A 19,147-nucleotide genomic window follows, 5' to 3' on the forward strand; every position below is an offset into this window, starting at 1 on the left:
TAACTTGTCTACGACTCTAGGGGGCCCGGCGGGCCGGGGACAAGTCGGCGCCGAATTAAGACGCAGTTTTACAGGTTGTTTCTTCCGGCAACAGAATAATGTTCGTCCGGGGCCGCCCTACCAAGGTTGCTCCGGGGCGGCCCCGCCGTTGCCGTCCAGGTACTCCTCCCGTTCGCGCCCGCTGTTCCGCTCCCGTTCGGCCTGCCGGGCACTGTCCTGCAATTGGTCCAGCTGGCCCTGCCGGTTCTCATTGGACGGGTCCGGGGACGTCTTCCCCGCCGGCGCAGGTTCCTGCGGCGCCTTGTTTCCGGCAGCGCCCAGCTTGTCTTTCAGCCGCCCTTCAGCGTCCGACAACCGGCTGCCCGTTCCGCCCTCCGCGTCGTTGGACCGGCAGCTTTCCGGCGCCTGCCCGGCAACGTCCAGCGCCTGCTTGAAGAGGGGAACGGCCGACGCCGGGTCCCCGGTTTGGAGGCGCTGGTCACCCAGGCGTTCAATCACCAGGACCAGGTTCACCCGCACCTGGCATTCGTCACCGGATCCGCCCGCGACCATCGCCAGCGACTGTTCGAACAAGGTCCGGGCAGCCTGGTCGTCCCCGGCCAGCACGGCGGCGTCGCCGGCGGCGAACGGCGCCTTGTGCGGCTCCGCCAGGTTGGCTATTCCAAGGCCGCCGGCCGCACCGCCCACGGCGGATGCGTTTCCAGCCTCGAAACCGGCGGCGGCCTGACGTGCGAGGAGCCCCAGGCTGAGGAGCTTGGCGGCGACACACAGCGCCAGGAGCACCGGCAGGGCGGACCACAGCAGCAGTCGGCGCCTTCGGATGTTGGCGTTCACCGTTTACCCCCGTTGCGGGACGCGGGCCGGAGCCCGTGGAGTTGACGGATGATACCCACCGCTTCGGGCAGTGCCAGCAGGAAAGCTCCGGCGGCGAAGATCCAATAAAGCTCAGTGGCCGCGGCCAGCGAACCGTCCTGGTCTGAACGTTCGGCCCTGCCGGGGCGCGCCTGTTCCATCATGTCCGCCACCGGATCGCCGGATGCACGGTGGAGGTAGGGCACGCCCAGCTGGGAGGCGATGGTCCGCAGCCGTCCTTCGTCGATGACGGACCGCGCGTCCCCGGAGCTGCCGGGCCGGGTGTCCTGCACGTAGGTCGCCGGTGGTGCCGGGGCGCCGCTGCCGCCCGGTCCGCGGGCGTCGGCAGCCTGTCCGGTGTTCTCTTTCATCCGGCCGCCCCCGGAGGTTCCGTAACCCAGCACCGCACCCCCGGCCACCAGCCCGCCGTCGACCTTCATGGCCTCCGGTTCCCTGCCGCTGGTCTGTTCGCCGTCCCCCAGGTAGTACACCAGCCGGGGCCGGTCCGGCCGGCTGTCCCGGGCGGCGGCCAGCCGTTCGGAGAGAACCTGCCTGGCTGCGGTGATGCTGCTGCCCCTGGCGTAGGCGGTCACCTGGGGTTCCATGACGTCCGTGATGGTTTCCAGCGCCAGGGTGTCGGTGCTGAGCGGCATCCGGACGTGTGCCGTGGTGTCGAAGGTGATGACGGAGAAGCGGGCGCCGGGCAACTGTTCGGCGATGGCCATGATGTCCTTGCGGACGCCGTCCAGCCGCGGGGACCCGTTGCCGTAGTCCTCGGCCACCATGCTGGTGGTGGTGTCCACCACGAAGAACACGTTCAGGTCGGCGGTGGCGGATTGTACCGACCCGCCGGGCATGGTGGGCCGGAGGGCTGCCACCAGGACCAGCAGGACGATCCCGCCCCGCCGCAGCGCCTCGCGGCTGGGCAGTGGTGTCCGCTGCAGGGGCCACAGGACCGCGCACAGGATGAGCCCGGACAGCAGCGCAAAGCCCAGCGGCAGGCCCGGCACTTCCGAGAACACGGCCCGCGGTGCTCCCTGGATCGCCGCTGTTTCGGTCTGCTCCACGGCGGTGACAATTCCCGGCACAGCGTCGGGACTGTCAAGGGCGTGGTACGAACCGCCGGTGGACTCCGCAGCGTCACGGAGTTGGGCACCGGGCTGGCCGGCACCGCTGCCGTAGTCAAGGTCGCCCGGATTCAGTGCGTAGACGTGCACGGACCGTTCCTTCGCCAACTGTGTGGCCTGGTCCAGGGTCATGATCGGCTTGCCGGACAGGAAGTTGTCGGTGGCCAGGATGACGGAGCGGGGGCGCGCGGGGGCAGTGTTTCCGTCTGCCGCGTTCCCGGCCGTACCGGAAGGTCCTCCGGTGGCTCCGGGGAAGCTGTTGAGGCAGGATGCCAGGCCGTCACCGATGAGCGAGGATCCCCGGCCGCTCCAGGTGCCGTCCAGGAATCCGGAGCTGCCGGGTTTGCCGTCGAAGGCGTCCTTGGCGGCCTGCAGCTGCTCCTGGGCGTAGGCGTAGTCGTCGGTCAGCGGAAACACCTGGATGGCGCTGCTGTCGAAGATGGTCAGGCCGATCCGCTCGCCGTGGAAGTTCTTCGCCAGGCCGGCGAAGACGTCCACTACTTCAGCGTCGGCGCTGCTCATGGAGCCGGAGGCGTCCAGGCAGAGCATGATGTCGCGGTTGTGCTGCTCCGGACGGATGGTGGTCACATCGGCCGGCCGCGCTGCCGCAACGGCGGTGGCGGCCAGCAGCACCGCGCAGGCGGCCCCGGCGGCTGCCAGCCGGCGGCGGTGCCGGCGGAGGGCTGCCTGGTATTCCGGGAGCGCGGTGAGCCTGTCGGCGTGCGCCACGGGCCGGCGTCGTGCGTTGAATCCCTGGCGACGGCGCAGCGCAACCCACGCCGCTGCGCCGGCGGCCAGAGCGGCGGGCGGCAGCAGCCACCAGAAGATCAGCTCCACGCGCGCACCGCCTCGGAAGCTTTTGCTGCCGATGCGCCCACGGAAGGCAGCGGTCCGGGACCGAATTCGGCGGGGTACAGGGCCTCGATGACGTGTGCTGCCGCCGGGAGCGGGTGCCGGGCCAGGTCCTCGTGCGTCATCCTGGTGGCGTCGACTCCCGTTGCGTCCCGGACGAACCCGCGCAGCAGGAGGCTGACCTGCTGGTGCGCTGCCCGTGCGTCAAGGTTTCCCGCCGCCGCCTCCTGCTCCACATCGCGGATCCGTTGCAGGTACGCCGCTTTGAGCCCGGGCAGGTCCGTCAGGGCGGACCGGGGGCTGGGCCGGCCGGGCGTGGAGCGCGCACGGGAACGCGTGGTGGCGAACGCGACGACGTACCATCCTGCCACCAGGGCCAGGAGTGCCGCTCCGCACCACGTCCAGGCCGTACTGTATTGCAGCGGCCCGTAGAATCCCGGGTCAGCCTGCACGCCGGTGCCTCTCCAGGAGGGCGAACAGGCCGGTGATGACATCCCCGCTGCCGGCTACCTCACCTTCGGTGATCCCGGCCGATTGCAGCATGGCTTTGCGGGCCGCGCCACGTTCCGCGGCGGCTGTGGCGTAGGCAGCCGCCACCACGGAGGATGTGGCCGGCTGCCAGGCCAGGAGGGAGGAATCGGCCACGCTGTAGGAGTCGCCGGCGCACTTCGACTTTGCGTCGTCCAGGGGTGGGGGCACCAGTTCGGCATCCCTGACCGTCAGCCACAGGATCTCGTGCTGGGCGCGCAACCTGCGCAGGAGGCGTCCGGTGGCATCATCCGCAGCCAGTTCATCGGCGACGACGAACAGCAGGTGCCGTCCGCTGATGTTCCGCGCTACATAGTCGAGCTGGTCCCGGATGCTGCTGCCGGGCGCGTCGAGGCCCGTGTGTGAGTCCACGTGCCGGAGCAGCCGTTCAAGGTGTGCCTCTCCGCTCTTCGCCGCGAAGGACCGGGTTGCGGCCGAGTCACCGCACACCAGTCCCACCACGTCGCCGTGGCGGAGGGCCAGGTAGCCCAGGACCCCGAGGGACAGCACGGCGATGTCTTTCTTCACTTCCCCGGACCGCGCCTCCGCCGCCATGTTGCGTCCGGTATCGGCGACCAGGAGGACTGTCTGCCTGCGGACGGCCACGTAACGCCGGATCAGGGGCGAGCCGTGGCGCGCCGAGGCCTTCCAGTCAATGTCGCGGACTTCGTCACCGGGGACGTAGGCGCGCAGGTCGTCGAAGTCCAGGCTGCGGCCCCTGAACACGGAACCGTATTCGCCGTCGAGCATGCCGCGGGCTTTGCGGTGCGCGAAGATGGCAAGCTTTGATTTCACGCGCTGGAGCAGGGTGGCCATGCGGGGTCAAGGAGTCTGGACGGCGGCAACGATGGCATCGATCACCAATTCCACGGGAACCTGCTCGGCCACCGCGTCAAAGTTCAGGATGAGCCGGTGCCTGAGCACCCGGTGGGCCAGCGACCTGACGTCCTCGGGAATCACATGGTCCCGGCCGTTCAGCAGGGCCACCGCCCGGGCTGCCTGACTGAAGGCAATGCTGGCCCGGGGGCTGGCCCCAAACTCGATGAATCCGGCAAGTCTCGCATCAATGTACTGGGACGCGTTCCGGGTCACGTACACCAGCCCCACGATGTAGTTGATCACCGCCGGATCAATGTAGATGCGGGCAGCCAGTTGCTGGACCTCGGTGACGGCGTCCAGGGAGGCCGCAGCGGCAGGCTTCTGCTCCGGGGTGTAGACGCCGGCGTCGATCCTGCGGATGATCTCGGCCTCTTCCGCCGGGCTGGGATAATCCAGGACGTCCTTGAGCATGAACCGATCCATCTGCGCCTCGGGCAGCTGGTAGGTCCCCTCCTGCTCGATGGGGTTCTGGGTGGCCAGTACCAGGAACGGGGAGGGCAGCCGGTAGTCCTGGCCGCCGATGGAGGTCTGGCGTTCCTGCATCGCCTCCAGCATGGCGCTCTGGGTCTTGGCGCTGGAGCGGTTGATCTCGTCCAGCAGCACAATGTTGGCGTGGACCGGGCCGAGCTGGGTGTGGAAGCTGCCTTTGGCGGCATCGTAGATCTGGGTTCCCACGATGTCGCTGGGCAACAGGTCCGGGGTGCACTGGATCCGGCGGAATTCACCGCTGACGGCGTCGGCCAAGGTCTGCGCGGCGGTGGTCTTGGCCAGTCCCGGCACACTCTCCAGCAGGATGTGGCCGCCGGTCAGCAGGCCCACCAACACTGATTCCCGCAGCCGGGACTGTCCAACCACCTTCGCGTCGAAACTGCGTGAAATGTTGGCGGCCACCTGCTGCGCCCTGGCCAGCTCCGCAGGCTGGATTCGTGCGGGCACGCTGGTCGAAAGCACTGGTTTCCCCCTGATGACGTTTTTGGGCGCGCGGTCCGGGCCGGCCGTGTCCCGTCCGCCATCCTATCCAAGCCGGGCAGCCCGGGTCCGGCAATGGGCACCCCTCCCCATGCGGGTCCGGCAGGTCTATCCTTTTGCCATGATTGAGCTCCCAGCCAGTTACAAGGAATATCTCGCCGACAAGAGCCAGGTGGTCATCGACACTGTCAGGCCCATCCTGATGCAGTCCGCGGCCGAAAAGCTGCACGGCGTCCGCGTGGTGGACACCCACCACGGCCACCAGGCGCACCTGGACGACACCCTGCCGTTCGGCGTGGTGCTCGAGGACATCGACTAGCCCCGGACAGCTCCCGACAGGGCCAGCGAATTGCCGGACCCGCGCGCCACGATGGCGTAGAGGGCCAGGACCGGAATTGAATAAAGGATCGAGAATGCGGCCAACTGGCCGTAGGCAACTGCCCCGTGCTGGCCGAAGAAGCTGAAGATCGATACGGCTGCCGGCTGCCTGGCTTCGGAGAGCAGCAGCACGAACGGGACGAAGAAGTTCCCCCAGGCCTGGATGAAGACGAAGATGAACACCACGCCAAGACCCGGCCCCATGAGCGGCAGGACGATTGAACGCAGGCCCGCCAGCCGGGAAGCGCCGTCCACCCAGGCTGCCTCCTCCAGCGCCAGGGGCACGGCATCCATGAAGTTCCTGGTCATCCAGATGGCCATGGGCAGGCTGGTGGCTGCCAGGAACAGCACCGTGGCCGGGAGGGAATCCAGCAGCCGGAACTGCACGAACATGCCATAGACAGGCACCATGATGGCCGTGACGGGCAAACAGGTGCCGAAGAGGATGGCTGACATGAACGGGGTGTTGAAGCGGGAGCGGTAGCGGGACAGAGGGTATGCGGCGAGCACGGCGGCCGCCAGCGTCACGATCCCTGTCCCTGCCGACAGCAGCAGGCTGTTCCACAGTGGCCGGAACAACAGTTCCGGCGTGAGGACGGCGGCGAAGTTGTCCAGGCCCGGCTGTTGGGGGACCTTGACCGCATGGCCGGCCGCAGGATCCAGCGAGCCGAGCACCAACCAGAGAAGCGGCAGCAGGAAGCACCCGCCAATCAGCAGCAGGACCACATCCGCCAGGGTGCTGCGTTTACCGGTCATGGCCTCTGCTCCCTCAGCAAACGAAGGTACGCTCCCCCGAACACTCCGCCGATGAGGATAAGGACCGTAGCGACGGCGGTTCCGTAGCCGATGTCTCCGAACTTGAAGGCTTCCTGGTAGGCCAGGACAGGCAGCGTGGTGCTGCCGTTGGCTGGACCGCCGGCGGTCATGACCCAGATCAGGGTGAAGACGGCCAGGGTCTGCAGCGTGACCAGCATCAGGTTGGTGGCGATGCTCCCCCGGATCACCGGCAGGGTAATGAACACCAGCCGCTGCCAGGCGCCGGCACCGTCCATCTGGGCAGCTTCGGTCAGCTCGCCGGGGACTCCGCCAAGCGCGGAGCGGTAGACCAGCATGGAGAAGGCAGTCCCGCGCCACACGTTCGCCAGGATCACGGCTGCCATGGGAACAACGTAGAGCCAGTCGGTTTCCGCCAGCCCCAGCCGGCCCAGCAGCTGGTTGAGCGTCCCGTCGCGGCTGAAGAAGGCGTAGGCCGCGAACGCCGCCACGATTTCCGGCAGGACCCAGGCGGCGACGACGGCGGTCCCAACAATTGCCGAAACCACCGGGCGTGCGCGCCGCATCAGGACCGCGAGGGCGAGCCCCAGCACGTTCTGGCCCAGGATCGCAGATCCGGCGACGAAGAGGACGGTCAACGCCAAGGACAGCGGAAAAGTTTGGTCCTGCAGCAGCCGCTGGTAGTTGTCCAGGCCCACCCAGTCGGGGTTCCTGGCGTGCCGCCCGGTGAGGCCGGCGTTGGTCAGCGAGGCGTGGAAGGCCCACAGCACCGGGCCGGCGAGGAACACAAGCAAAAGCACGACGGCGGGCAGTACCGGCAGGTACCGGACCACCTGCCGTGTGCGGTGGCTGGCGGGCACCGCTACTTCCGGATGGTCTTGTCGCCGCCCACAATTCCGGCCACGGCCGCGTCGTAATCGGCTGCCGCCTGTTCCGGGGTCCTGTTACCGGTGATCACGGCCTCGGTGGCCTCCTGCACGGCAGCGGAGATCCGTGGGTAGTCGGACGTCGCTGGCCGGTACCGGGTGACTGCGACCAGGCTGGACACGTCCTTCACGAACGGGTTGGCCGACTGGTAGCCGGGGTCGGCAGCGACGTCGGTGCGGACGGCGATCTGCGAGCTGGCCACCGTGAACGCCAGGGAGTTCTTTGCGTTCAGGGCGGTGGTCAGGAAATTGAATGCGAGGTCGGGCTGCTTGGTTTCCGCGCCGACGGCCAACGTCCACCCTCCGGACATGCTCACTGCGCCGGGCGCACCCCCTGATTGGGTGGGGAACGGGGCTACTCCCATGTCCTGCTTGTATTCCGGCCAGGCGTAGCTTCCGCCGTCCTGCCAGAACGACGGCGCATAGGAACCTTCCACGGTTGCGCCAAGTTTTGCCTTGGGGAACCATTCGCCGAAGACTTTCTTCCAGATGTTCGGGTCCAGCGCCTCGGCCGGGGGAACTGCGAGCTTTTCCCCGTAGAGGGTGCTGAGGAACGCCAGCGAATCCTTGAAGCCGGCCGAGCCAACGACCCACTTTTTTGAATCCGGGTCATAAAGGGTCGCCCCCGTACCGTACAGGAGCTCGTAGAAGCCCTGCATCACGCTTCCTTCGCCAGTGCCTTTGCCGGCATACATATTGAAGGGAACCACGTCGGGGTTTGCGGCCTTGATCTCGCGGGCTGTGTCCAGGATGTCCTGCCAGCTGGACGGCTCCCACGGCAGGTCAATGCCGGCCGCCGCAAAAACTTTCTTGTTGTACCAAATGGCGCGCGTGTCGGTGCCCAACGGCACCGCGTACGTGCCGCCGTCGTCCGCTTTGCCTGCTTCCTTGGCAGCGTCGTCGAACTTGTCCCAGTCCCTCCACCCCTCCAGGCGGCTGTCCAAATTCAGCAGGTACCCGGCGTCCACGTCGGAGCGCACCTTGAACGTGTCCTCGTAGAAGACGTCCGGGGCTGTCGAAGGTGACCGCAGGGCCAGGGCCAGCTTGGTGCCGTAGTCGTCATCATTGGCCTGGATGGGCTGCAGTTCGATCGTGACGCCCTGGTTCGCGGCTTCGAACTCTTTCTTCGCATCCTGGAACATGGTGTCCAGTGCCGTGAACGAGTCTGTCTTCTGGTACGCCACCTTGATGGTCCGGTTGCCGCCCGCAGGATCGGCAGGAGTGCACGCTGTGAGGACTAAAACTGCTGCAGCCACCAGCGATGCGGCTTTGGATGCCCGGCGAAACATGGCGCCGTCAGCTTTCCAGCAGGAGCCGCTGGGCGCGGGGCGCGAGCGTATGTTCCAGGACCAGCGAGGCCGCGCCGATGGCGCCCACGTCCTCCCCCACTCCCGTGCCCACCACTTCGATCGGGTGGATCAGGCGGGCGGCGCTGTTGGCGTCCAGCAGCGGCGGGACCAGTTCGAGGTAGCGCTGCGACAGGCAGGTCCAGAACGGGCCGCCGAAGACCACCCGTTCAACATCCAGGGTGTTCGTGACCACGGAGACCGCCCGGGCAACCAGGACAGCGGACTTGTCCAGGATGGCGGCGGCACCTTCGTCCCCTGCGTACGCACGGGCGCACAGCTCGGAAAAGCTTTGCTGGATTTCGGCCGCGCTTCCGGACGGGGCGCCCTCCAGGATGCCCGTGGCGACCGCTTCCGCCACCAGGACCTGGGGAATGGCGGAGGATTTGACGCAGCCGCGCTGTCCGCAGTCGCAAAGAGGTCCGCCCGGGTCCACGATGATGTGGCCGATCTCGCCGGCGTTGCCTGACGTCCCCCGGACAACTTCATCGTTGAGGACGATCCCGCAGCCGATGCCGGTCCCCATGTACATGAACACGAAGCTGCCGGCGCCGCTGGGGCCGCCCGCCCACGTTTCCGCGACGGCGGCGCTTGTCACATCCTTGTCCACCAGCACGGAGTAGCCGGTGGCCTTGGCCAACGCGTCCCGCAGTTCCACGCGGTCCCACCCGGGGAGCAGCGGCGGGTCCACCACGGTGCCGTGGTCCAGGTCGATGGGACCGGGAGCGGCCACTCCGAGTCCCGCGACGCGGGCCTGGTCCACGCCGGAATCCTCCACGAGCTGGGCCAGTTCCGCGGCGATCGTAGCGATCACTGCGGCAGGATCGTTTCCGCCCGGGGTCTTGATCCGGGAGTGCCGCACCACAGCACCCACGAGGTCAAGCACCACGAATGTGGTCACGGCCGGGTCCAGGTGGACCCCGAGGGCGTACATGCCGCCGGGGTTCAGGCGCAGGATGGTGCGGGGCTTTCCGGGGCCACTGCCCTCTTTGCCGGCTTCCACGATCAGGTTCTGGTCCAGCAGGCGGCGGGATATGTTCGAGATGGTCTGCGGCGACAGGCCAACGATCTGGGCGAGTTCCACCCGGCTCAGTCCGCCGGACGTCCTGCGGATTGCGTCGAGGATGACGGTGAGGTTGAAGTCCCCCATCCTGGGCAAGTTGGTTCCGCGCCTCGGAGAGGATTGGCGGATCTCAGACACTGTGTCCCCTAAACGTCTTCGGCTACCCGGCGGTGGTGATGCTTTGAATCGTACGTCAAGCGTCCGCCGCCGCCCACATGTCCGGGCAGCGGCGCGGCGGATGTCGTGGCCGGTGAGGGGCAGGATGGGGTCAGCGGGACCTGCGGGTGCTCCGGGTGACCGTGAACTTTGGGTTTCGGCCCTCCACCACGGTGGGCCCTACGGACCGCTCCAGGGCAGGCAGGTAGGCCAGGTGCCGGTTGTAGACCGTCCACAGCTCGCCCCCTGGAGCCAGGACCCGCCCGGCGGCTTCAATCATCTTCAGCCCGGCGCCGGCGTGGACTCCAGCTCCGACATGAAAGGGCGGATTCAGCAGGACCGCGTCGACTGTCCCGTCGGGAAAGGTGCTGAGCGCATCGTCCTGCAGCACGGAGATCCGGTCCGCCAGCCCGTTGGCGCGGGCGGTGGCCAGCGCGGACTGGACGGCGGCCGCAGACTGGTCGGTAGCCGTTACCGCGGCGTCCGGGAACTGCCTGGCATACATTGCGGCGAGGATGCCGGTGCCGCATCCGAGGTCGACGGCGCGGCGTGCCGGCTTCATGGCGGGCAGGAACGTCAGCAGGAAGCGCGTGCCGATGTCCAGCCTGGCGCCGGCGAAGACAGCGCCGTGCGCGGCAACGTCCAGGTCCAGTTCCACGAGGTGCTCCACCACCGGAAAACGCGGGGAGGCGGCGGCGGTTTTGGGACCGGCCGCGAGGAGGACCCGCGATTTTTGCCGTGCCAGCTGCGGCTGCACCGACACGAAATACCGTTCAAGGACGGCGTTCATGCCCAGTGACATGTGCTTCACCCGCCCGCCTGCAAGCAGCCGGACGCCCGGCGCGGCGTACCTGGCAACGGCGGCGGCGATCTCCTCAAGCTCGGCGAGGGTCTTGGGGAGCTGCAGCAGGACGGTGTCCGCTCCGGCCAGCAGTTCGGGCCCCAGGGGCAACTGCACGAAACCGGACCCGGCGCTGTCCGCCGGAAGCCCGGCAGCCTCCCGCCTGGCGGACAGTTCGGCCGCGTTCAGCCGCAGGGCCCGCTCCCCGGTGATGAGGTCCTGGTGCACGCGCAGCGAGGCCGGGGCCAGGGCCTCGGCGGCGCCGAGAGTGAGCGCTCCATAGCGGTCTCCGATGACTGCCACGGCGCCGCCCGCCCGTCCCAGCTGGACGGCAGTTTCAAGCAGGAGCCGGTCGGTGGCGTCCCAGGCCTGCAGGTTGGGGGCTTCCACATCAGGCCGCCGTCTCAGCCCGTCGAAGATGTCCGCCAGGGTGTTTGCTGCCACCGGTGTGCTGCCGCCTTCTGTCGCCTCTGCCGTCCCCGGCACCCGGGGCATCACCTCCACGTTACCGGCTCGGCCGCCGTCGCCATCGCCGGCAGCTTCAGGATCGCTGCCACTGCTGCCCGTCCGGCACGGTTGGCACCAATGGTGGACGACGATGGGCCGTACCCGACCAGGTGCACGCGGGGCTCGGCCGCCACTTGGGTTCCGTCCATGGCGATCCCGCCGCCCGGACCCCGCAGGTGAAGTGGCGCCAGGTGTTCCAGTTCCGCCCTGAACCCTGTGGCCCAGAGGATGACGTCGGCCCTCAGCAGGGTACCGTCGGCGCGGCGTACTCCCCCGGGTTCAATGGCGGTAAACATGGGCTGCCGCTCCAGCGCGCCCCGTTCCTTCGCCGCACGAAGGGCAGGCGTCCAGATCAGGCCCGTCACCGAAACGACGCTTTGCGGTGGAAGCCCCTTGCGGACGCGCTCCTCCACGAGCGCCACGGCGTCATGGCCAGCCTTGGCATCAAACGCCTCGTCGCGCCACACCGGCTCCCGGCGCGTGAACCAACTGGTCGAGGTGACGCGGGAAATCTCCTCCAGCAGCCCCACGGCAGAGATCCCGCCGCCCACCACGATCACGTGCAGGCCGCGGAACTCATCCGCGGACACGTAGTCGGCCACATGCAGTTGCCTGCCGCCGAACGAGGCACGGCCGGGATAGATGGGCCAGAACGGGCGGGTCCACGTACCCGTGGCGTTGATGAGTGCCTTGGCGCTCCAGTCGCCGTCGGACGTTTCGATCCGCAGCCGGCCGGCCGGATTGCTGTCCTCACGCCTCACGGCACGCACCTTCACCGGCCGGTGGACGTTAAGCCCCAGCTCCGCCTCGTAGCCGGCGAAATAGCGGGTCAGGAATTCCGAGCTTGGTTCCGCGGGGTCCACATCTGGTTTGGCGATTCCGGGAAGGTCGCTGATCCCGTTGACGGTGGCCATGCGCAGGCTCTTCCACCGGTGCCGCCACGCGCCGCCGGGACCTTCCTCGGCGTCAAGCACGGCGAAGCCCAGCCCGCGGCGCTGGAGGTGGTACGCAGCCGACAGGCCTGCCTGGCCGGCCCCGATGACCACCACATCGGTTGGGTCAGGAATCACTCCCCCATGATAGTCGCGGAGGGCTGCCCGGCCTTAGGGTGGGCGCATGGACACTGAAGATGCCGGACAAAGCGGAACCGGAGCGGGCGGGCACGCCGCCAGGCTGGAGAAAGCGCTGGGGGTGGTTTTGGGCACCAGCGACGTCCCGCTGCGGCTGCGGGCATGGGACGGCTCGGAAGCAGGCCCTGCCAACGCACCGGTTCTTGAGTTCAAATCCCGGAAGGCACTGCGACGAATGCTCTGGTCACCGGGGCAGCTTGGCCTGAGCCGGGCGTATGTGGCAGGTGACATCGACGCCCCGGGTGACGTCTTCGCAGCCTTCGCAGCGTTGAGTTCGGCCGGGAAGTTCGCCGAGCCCGGACCGTTCCGGCCGCTTTCCGCCAGCGAAGTCTGGCTGCTGCTGCGCACCGCTGTCCGGCTGGGCGCTGTGGGACCCAACCCTGCCCCGCCGCCCGAGGAGGCGCGGATCGCCAGGAAGGGCAGGATGCATTCCCGGGGACGGGATTCGGCCGCCATCTCGCATCATTACGACGTCGGCAACGATTTTTACGCCCTGGTGCTGGGACCATCCATGGTCTACTCCTGCGCTGTGTGGCCGGACGAAGGCGTCCCTGCCGGCGGAGGGCCGGACAATGGTCTGGACGCGGCGCAGGAAGCCAAGCTGGACCTTGTCTGCCGCAAGCTGGGCCTCCAGCCGGGGACACGGGTCCTCGATGTTGGCTGCGGGTGGGGCAGCTTCGCCCTCCACGCTGCCGCCAAGTACGGCGCCACAGTGGTGGGCGTGACGCTGTCCACGGAGCAGGCCACCCTGGCGCGGAAGCGTGCAGCCGAGGCCGGCCTCACCGACAGGGTGGAGATCCGGGTCCAGGACTACCGGGACGTGGACGACGGGCCCTACGACGCCATCAGCTCCATCGGCATGTCCGAGCACGTGGGACGGGCCCAGACCCCTGCCTACGCAGCAGCACTCTTTGGGCTGCTCCGCCCCGGCGGCCGGCTGCTGAACCATGCCATCTCCTGGAACGCCGGCCCCACCGACCCCGATCCCGACTCGTTCATACCCCGCTACGTCTTCCCGGACGGCGAAATGATCAGCCTGGGCGAAATGGTGTCCGCCCTGGAGACTGCACGGTTCGAAGTCCTCGACGTGGAAGCACTGCGCCCCCACTACGCGCTGACTCTCCGTGCGTGGGTCGGGCGGCTGGAGCAGAACTGGGCGGAAGCGGTGCGACTGGCCGGAGAAGGTCGCGCGAGGGTGTGGCGTCTGTACATGGCCGCCAGCGCCATCGGATTCGAAAACGGACTCACCGGAGTCAACCAGGTCCTGGTGCGCCGCCCGGGCGGGGAGGAACCGCCGTTGCGCCGCACTGGCTGGCTGTGACGAAAGCGCTGTGACGGAAGCGCCCTCCTGCCGGGACGCAACCCGGCAGGAGGGCGGCCTGGTGACCCTGAGGTCAGGCCACTTTACGGCTAGGCCACCGGGGAGGGTCCGCCCGGCTGGGTGAAGTGCTGGGTCTTTTCGATCTGCACCACTTTAGGATCCGTTTCGTCGGCGGCGTAGTCCGTGGGCCGGGTAAGGTCTTCGCCGGTCCGGACCTTGAGGGCCCGCATCACCAGGGTCAGCACGGCGGCGACCACCAGGTTCAGCGCGAACGCCGATACGGCGATGTAGACGCTGAAGTCCGTGCCGGGTATGGGCGCCACCGAGCCACCGAAGTGCGCCTTGGTCACTGGGTTGACCACGTTGTAGGCGGAGACGGTACCGAAGATGATGCCCACGGCCCAGCCGATCAGCAGGGCCCAGCGGTCGAACCAGCGGGTGTAGAGCCCGGCCACCACTGCGGGGAAGGTCTGCAGGATCCAGATGCCGCCCAGGAGCTGCATGTTGATGGCTGCCGACTGGTCCATGGCGATCACGAAAACCAGGGCGCCCACCTTCACCACCAGGGAGACGATCTTGGACACCTTCGCCTCCGTCTTTGGATCGACGTCCGGGCGGATGAAGTCGCGGTAGATGTTCCGGGTGAACATGTTGGCGGCGGCAATGGACATGATCGCTGCCGGCACCAGGGCCCCGATGGCGATGGCGGCCAGTGCGATCCCGGCGAACCAGGCCGGGAAGTGGTCAAGGAACAGCTGTGGGACCACCAGCTGCGGGTTGACGGATCCGTCCAGGTCGATTGGCTTGGTGCCCGCCTTGATGGCCACGAAACCCAGCAGGGCCAGGAAGCCGAGCATCAGGGAGTACAGCGGCAGGATGGCGGCATTGCGGCGGATGGTGTTGCGTGCCTTCGAGGCCAGCACCGCGGTCACCGAGTGCGGGTACATGAACAGCGCCATGGCCGAGCCCAGCGCCAGCGACCAGTAGGCGGAGTAGTTGGCCGCGCCCGGGACGAAGACACCCGCCGGTTTGCCCGTGGCCTGGTTTACTGCGCCGAGCTTGGCCTGGGCTGCACCGAAAATGGTGTCCCAGCCGCCGAACTTGATGGGCAGGTAAATGACGGCCACAATCACGGCAAGGTAGATCAGGAGGTCCTTGACGACGGCGATCATCGCCGGGGCGCGCAGTCCCGAGGTGTACGTGTAGGCGGCCAGCACCACGAAGGCGAGGATCAGCGGCAGGTCGGTCAGCAGGACGTTTCCGGAGCTCCCCAGGCCAAGGACGGTGAGCACAGCCTTGATGCCCACCAGCTGCAGCGCAATGTAGGGCATCGTGGCGACGATGCCCGTAACGGCGACGGCCAGGGAGAGCCAGCGGCTGCCGTAGCGGCCGCCCACGAAGTCCGCCGAGGTGACGTAGCCGTGGCGGTGGGATACGGACCACAGCCGGCTCATGATGATGAAGATGATCGGATACAGGACGATCGTGTACGGGACCGCGAAGAAACCGCTCACAGCGCCGGTGGCCCACATGGCTGCCGGCACCGCCACGAAGGTGTACGCGGTGTACAGGTCCCCGCCCAGGAGGAACCAGGTGATCCAGGTGCCGAAGCCGCGGCCGCCGAGTCCCCATTCGTCCAGGCTGTGCAGCCCCTCCACGTCGGTACTCCGGCGCCATCTGGCTGCGAGGAAGCCCATCACGGCCACGATGACGAACAGCAGCACCACAATGATCAGGGCTGTCCAGTTGATCTCGCGGGTGTTCATGGCCGGTCCCCTCCCAAACCGGCCCCGGCGGTGCCAGTCCCCGCCTTGGGCGGACCACCTGCACGCGCCTCGGCCCGCCGTCGTCGGTCTTCCTTGGTGACCAGCCAGTACGCGCTGCCGGTCAGGACGGCAGAGATCGGCACCCACAGCAGCTGGTACCAGTAGAAGAAGGGCATCCCGGCCAGCCGCGGTGCGTCAAAGGAGTAGAGCTGCGGCATCAATGGGAACAGGATGGCGGCGGCCAGCAGGATACCGGCGCCGATATACGGGCCGGGCCTGGCTGGTCCGCGGATGGCGGTATCGCGCGTCAGGCGCGGTTCATCGGGAAAAGCTCCGCCGTTGCGGCTGTAGCCGTCTGCGTGGGACATCTGTGACCTCCTCGTCAGCCTGTCCCGCTGCCGCCGCTTTGGATGAAAGCTGTCCGGAGGCGGGACGATGTGCCCTCAACCACAGTTGTACCGCGCTTTGACCTGCGCCGGAAGGGTTTCCGGCCAGTATCGGTTGCCGGTGGCAACAAAAAAGGGAACCATCACATGTGATGGTTCCCTTTCCGTATCGGTGGAGCTGAGGGGACTCGAACCCCTGACCCCCTGCATGCCATGCAGGTGCGCTACCAGCTGCGCCACAGCCCCGTACTTTTGTTTTTCCGATCGAATTCCCCGGAGCAACCTGACCAGAGTAATGCACTTTTCCGCTGGACGCCAATCGGCCGTCACCGTCCGCTGTCCACGCCCTGAATGCACCCGCGCTTGGACAGATCACCGGGGAACGCGGGGGTGCAAGGTCCGGGCGCCGGTGCAATCCGGAGCAGCCGGGATGCGGGCACAAAAAAGTCCGCCGGAACCAAACGGTTCCGGCGGACTTCTCCGGTGGAGCTGAGGGGACTCGAACCCCTGACCCCCTGCATGCCATGCAGGTGCGCTACCAGCTGCGCCACAGCCCCGGATTGCTGCTGCCCTTGCGGGCTTTCTTCAGGGTCTCCCCCGAAGCAACTCAAATATCTTAGAACAGCATTTCCGAAAATTCCAAATCGGGAATATTCGCCCCTACTCGCTGTCGGAAACGGCGCCGGCCTTGGCGGACGCGTCGTCACCGAGCTGCAGGTCGACGACGGGGCAGTCCTTCCAGAGACGCTCCAGCGCGTAGAACACGCGGTCTTCCTCGTGCTGGACATGGATCACGACGTCGGCGTAGTCCAGCAGGACCCATCGGCCGCCGGACCGGCCCTCGCGGCGCACGGGCCGCAGGTCCTGCTTAGCGAGCTCTTCCTCGATGCCGTCCACGATGGCGTTGACCTGGCGTTCGCTGGGCGCCGAGGCGATGAGGAAGACGTCGGCGAGGGCCAAACGTTCGCTCACGTCCATGGCGACGATGTCCTGGGCGATCTTGTCCGCGGCGGCCTTGGCGGCCGTACGGGCTATGGCGATGGACGATTCTGTTGCAGTCACGGGACTCCTTGTTTTGGTTAAGTGTTGGTGCCGGCCGGCAGGTCAGCGGGACATGCCGCTGGCGATCAGGATGATGCCGGCGACGAGGGCCAGGATCCCGAACGCGAGGATGCAGAACTGGAGAATGCGGTTCCGGCGGGCCCTGGTAAGCCCGGCGGTTGCGGCATCCAGGGGGTCGAGCCCGTAGGCGGACCGGGCGGGAACCCTGGGAAGGTCTTCGAAAAGATCCTCCGACTGGTCTTCCGGGCGCGAAACCGGCTTTGGACGGCTGGCGGCCTTGGCAGCCGCTTCGGCGCGTGCGATGACCTGCGAGCGGCCGGTAGCCGTATCCGGGGCGGGCGCCTTGGGACGTGTGGCGGGCCTGCGTTTCCCGGCACCCGGTACCTTCGTGCCGGGCACCTTGGTACCGGGCCGGGTGGTGACAGGAACGTGGGAGGTGGCAGGCGGTTTCATGACCGGCCGCTCCACACCCGGAACCTGGACGAACTCAAGGGGCGTCACCATTGCGAGGTTGCTGGCCGTAGACGGGCCCGCGTTGTCTTTTTGCGCCGGACCGCTGCCAGGGGCGCCGGCCGGGCTGCCGGCCTGCTCGGCAAGTTTCTGCCGGGCCATGGCGCGGCGGTTCATGACAGCGGCCCGTTCGGCCAACGCAATCTGCTCAGCCAGGATTTCGGGATCCACGGCTTCCGGATCCAGGGAAGCGATGTGCTCCATCTTGGCAATCTGGTTCCTGGCCTGCGCGGCGATGAGTGCGCGCGCCTCCAGGGCCTGCTCCACCGTCATGCCCTCCGGGGCTCCGGCGGGGGCCGGCGTGGGATTGTCCGCGTTGGGATTGTCCGGGCCTTGTCCTGCCCCGCTGGCGCCTTTGCCCGGCGTGGCGGGCTTGGCGGTACCTGGATTGGCGGTACCTGGCGTCGCGGGCTTGGCGGCCGGTTTGCCGGCGGGAGCAGCGGTGGCCGGAACGATGGGGTTGGCGGCCGTCAGGGCCTGCTCCTTGAGCTGCTGCAGCCGCAGCTGGCGCCGGGTGGGGGGCCCGCCGGCAGCAAGCTGCCCTTCCTTTTCCTCAAGTTCCTTGATGGTGCGCAGCGCCGCCCGGTCGCGGGCGCGGATCTGGGAGGAGCGCTGAGTGGCCGGCTGGTCCGCCGGCGCCTGGGGGCGAACCGCGGGGGCGGCTCCCCCGGCGGAACCGGTGCCGGGCGCAGCGTCCTGGCCGTCCTGCGCGGGCGCGCTGCCAGCCGGCCGGTCGGCGGCTGGCGGGCGCTGCTCCGTGGCAGGCGAGCTGGCCTGCTGGGCGTCCCTGGCCTTCCGGAGTTCCCGGCGGCTGCGGATTGGGGGCTGTTCCTGACTCATTGAGAACTCATTCAGTACTGGCTGGTTCGCGTGCTTCGGACGTTGCGTCATCCACGACTTCCGGTGCGTCCGAGTACAGGCCGTACTTGGCGATGTACTGGACCACCCCGTCCGGGACCAGGTACCAGACCGGGCTGTTGGAGGCTACCCGGGCGCGGCAGTCAGTTGACGAGATGGCCATGGCGGGCACTTCCAGCAGGCTGACATCGTCCCGGCCCATGCCGTCCAGGACGTGCCCCGGCCGGGTCACACCAACGAAGTGGGCGAGCGACCAGAGTTCGTCGATGTCCTTCCAGGACAGGATCTGCGCCAGGGCATCCGCGCCGGTGATGAAGAAGAGGTCGGCGTCGGGGCGCTGCGCCCTGAGGTCGCGCAGGGTGTCGATGGTGTATGTGGGACCGGGGCGGTCGACGTCGACACGGCTGACGGTGAAGCGCGGATTGGAGGCCGTGGCGATGACGGTCATCAGGTAGCGGTGTTCGGGCTCGCTGACCTGTTTATGGGACTTTTGCCATGGCTGCCCGGTGGGAACGAAGACCACCTCGTCGAGGTCGAACTCCGCTGCGACTTCGCTGGCCGCCACAAGGTGGCCGTGGTGGATGGGATCAAAGGTCCCGCCCATCACGCCCAGCCGCAGCCTCCCCCGGGCCCCATTGCGTTGCAGGTTGTGGGAAATGTTAGTGGCCCTGCCCGCGATCGTGCTTGTTGGGGTGCTGGCGGTGCGGATCTGCGTGCTCATCCGTGGCGGCGTGCCGGTTGCCCAGGTTGTTGTAGGACCAGGCAATGAGCATCAGCACCACCAGGATGCCGAACATGGACACGCCGAAGACCCACGGTTCGGCCCACAGCGGCGCGAGCTCCTCGTGGCCTGATTCGCCTGCGGCGGCGACGGACGTGGCAATCTGCTGGAGCAGCATTTTCTCCCCTTGTTCAA

The 19,147-nt window shown here is 67.8% G+C and carries 19 protein-coding genes and 2 tRNA genes; 2 read left to right on the top strand and 19 right to left on the bottom strand.

Annotation, left to right across the window (positions count from 1 at the left end):
* Positions 1-117: 117 nt before the first annotated feature.
* Genes AC1DIP_RS08620 through AC1DIP_RS08640 form a run of 5 tightly spaced genes read right to left on the bottom strand, consistent with a single transcriptional unit; the run spans position 118 to position 5,189 of the window.
* Positions 118-834: a hypothetical protein gene (locus AC1DIP_RS08620; RefSeq protein ID WP_477733498.1), complete on the bottom strand. Its 717-nt coding sequence runs from the start codon at positions 832-834 to the stop codon at positions 118-120.
* On the bottom strand, positions 831-2,816 hold the full coding sequence (locus AC1DIP_RS08625; RefSeq protein ID WP_476211386.1) for a VWA domain-containing protein: 1,986 nt from the start codon (positions 2,814-2,816) through the stop codon (positions 831-833). Before AC1DIP_RS08625 ends, AC1DIP_RS08620 begins: the two co-directional genes overlap by 4 nt.
* A complete protein-coding gene (locus AC1DIP_RS08630) occupies positions 2,807-3,283 on the bottom strand; it encodes a hypothetical protein (RefSeq protein ID WP_476211388.1) in 477 nt (158 codons plus the stop codon). The genes AC1DIP_RS08625 and AC1DIP_RS08630 overlap by 10 nt, the downstream gene beginning before the upstream one ends.
* Complete coding sequence (locus AC1DIP_RS08635; protein ID WP_476211390.1) at positions 3,273-4,175, bottom strand: DUF58 domain-containing protein; 903 nt, start codon at positions 4,173-4,175, stop codon at positions 3,273-3,275. The genes AC1DIP_RS08630 and AC1DIP_RS08635 overlap by 11 nt, the downstream gene beginning before the upstream one ends.
* 6 nt (positions 4,176-4,181) lie before the next feature.
* Positions 4,182-5,189: an AAA family ATPase gene (locus AC1DIP_RS08640; protein WP_476211392.1), complete on the bottom strand. Its 1,008-nt coding sequence runs from the start codon at positions 5,187-5,189 to the stop codon at positions 4,182-4,184.
* A 109-nt stretch (positions 5,190-5,298) separates the two neighbouring features.
* Between AC1DIP_RS08640 and AC1DIP_RS08645 the strand changes: the two genes are divergently transcribed.
* Positions 5,299-5,526, top strand: a complete 228-nt coding sequence (locus tag AC1DIP_RS08645; protein WP_476211394.1) for a hypothetical protein — start codon at positions 5,299-5,301, stop codon at positions 5,524-5,526.
* Here AC1DIP_RS08645 and AC1DIP_RS08650 read toward each other — a convergent pair.
* From AC1DIP_RS08650 to AC1DIP_RS08675, 6 genes are all read right to left on the bottom strand, one after another.
* Entirely contained in the window at positions 5,523-6,341 is an 819-nt protein-coding gene (locus tag AC1DIP_RS08650; RefSeq protein WP_476211395.1) for an ABC transporter permease subunit, read from the bottom strand. The genes AC1DIP_RS08645 and AC1DIP_RS08650 overlap by 4 nt on opposite strands.
* On the bottom strand, positions 6,338-7,219 hold the full coding sequence (locus tag AC1DIP_RS08655) for a carbohydrate ABC transporter permease (protein ID WP_477733499.1): 882 nt from the start codon (positions 7,217-7,219) through the stop codon (positions 6,338-6,340). The genes AC1DIP_RS08650 and AC1DIP_RS08655 overlap by 4 nt, the downstream gene beginning before the upstream one ends.
* Before the next feature lie 2 nt (positions 7,220-7,221).
* Positions 7,222-8,574, bottom strand: coding sequence for an extracellular solute-binding protein (locus tag AC1DIP_RS08660; RefSeq protein WP_476211397.1), 1,353 nt, complete (start codon positions 8,572-8,574; stop codon positions 7,222-7,224).
* A 7-nt stretch (positions 8,575-8,581) separates the two neighbouring features.
* Positions 8,582-9,781 carry an ROK family transcriptional regulator gene (locus AC1DIP_RS08665; RefSeq protein ID WP_477733500.1) on the bottom strand — a complete coding sequence of 400 codons (1,200 nt, stop codon included), beginning with the start codon at positions 9,779-9,781 and terminating at the stop codon, positions 8,582-8,584.
* Between the two features lie 181 nt (positions 9,782-9,962).
* On the bottom strand, positions 9,963-11,135 hold the full coding sequence (locus tag AC1DIP_RS08670; protein WP_477733501.1) for a class I SAM-dependent methyltransferase: 1,173 nt from the start codon (positions 11,133-11,135) through the stop codon (positions 9,963-9,965).
* Between the two features lie 50 nt (positions 11,136-11,185).
* Positions 11,186-12,268 (bottom strand): FAD-dependent oxidoreductase, encoded by a 1,083-nt coding sequence (locus AC1DIP_RS08675; RefSeq protein WP_477733502.1) that lies wholly within the window; start codon positions 12,266-12,268, stop codon positions 11,186-11,188.
* 46 nt (positions 12,269-12,314) lie between these two features.
* Between AC1DIP_RS08675 and AC1DIP_RS08680 the strand changes: the two genes are divergently transcribed.
* Entirely contained in the window at positions 12,315-13,649 is a 1,335-nt protein-coding gene (locus AC1DIP_RS08680) for a class I SAM-dependent methyltransferase (protein WP_476211403.1), read from the top strand.
* An 89-nt stretch (positions 13,650-13,738) separates the two neighbouring features.
* Here AC1DIP_RS08680 and mctP read toward each other — a convergent pair whose 3' ends face one another.
* The 8 genes from mctP to AC1DIP_RS08720 all read right to left on the bottom strand — a co-directional run bounded on the left by mctP (position 13,739) and on the right by AC1DIP_RS08720 (position 19,130).
* On the bottom strand, positions 13,739-15,415 hold the full coding sequence (gene mctP / locus AC1DIP_RS08685) for a monocarboxylate uptake permease MctP (RefSeq protein ID WP_476211404.1): 1,677 nt from the start codon (positions 15,413-15,415) through the stop codon (positions 13,739-13,741).
* Entirely contained in the window at positions 15,412-15,783 is a 372-nt protein-coding gene (locus AC1DIP_RS08690) for a DUF3311 domain-containing protein (protein ID WP_476211406.1), read from the bottom strand. The genes mctP and AC1DIP_RS08690 overlap by 4 nt, the downstream gene beginning before the upstream one ends.
* A gap of 191 nt (positions 15,784-15,974) precedes the next feature.
* A tRNA-Ala gene (locus AC1DIP_RS08695) sits at positions 15,975-16,047 on the bottom strand.
* A 238-nt stretch (positions 16,048-16,285) separates the two neighbouring features.
* Positions 16,286-16,358, bottom strand: a tRNA-Ala gene (locus AC1DIP_RS08700).
* A 103-nt stretch (positions 16,359-16,461) separates the two neighbouring features.
* The gene (rsfS, locus tag AC1DIP_RS08705) at positions 16,462-16,863 is read right to left on the bottom strand and encodes a ribosome silencing factor (RefSeq protein WP_476211407.1); all 402 of its coding nucleotides are present in this window, start codon (positions 16,861-16,863) and stop codon (positions 16,462-16,464) included.
* A gap of 42 nt (positions 16,864-16,905) precedes the next feature.
* Entirely contained in the window at positions 16,906-18,213 is a 1,308-nt protein-coding gene (locus tag AC1DIP_RS08710) for a hypothetical protein (protein ID WP_477733503.1), read from the bottom strand.
* Positions 18,214-18,220: 7 nt separating this feature from the next.
* On the bottom strand, positions 18,221-18,952 hold the full coding sequence (nadD, locus tag AC1DIP_RS08715; protein ID WP_477733504.1) for a nicotinate-nucleotide adenylyltransferase: 732 nt from the start codon (positions 18,950-18,952) through the stop codon (positions 18,221-18,223).
* On the bottom strand, positions 18,891-19,130 hold the full coding sequence (locus AC1DIP_RS08720) for a hypothetical protein (protein WP_141160230.1): 240 nt from the start codon (positions 19,128-19,130) through the stop codon (positions 18,891-18,893). Before AC1DIP_RS08720 ends, nadD begins: the two co-directional genes overlap by 62 nt.
* Between the last annotated feature and the right edge of the window lie 17 nt (positions 19,131-19,147).

This window comes from Pseudarthrobacter sp. 05T312 (assembly GCF_056396685.1).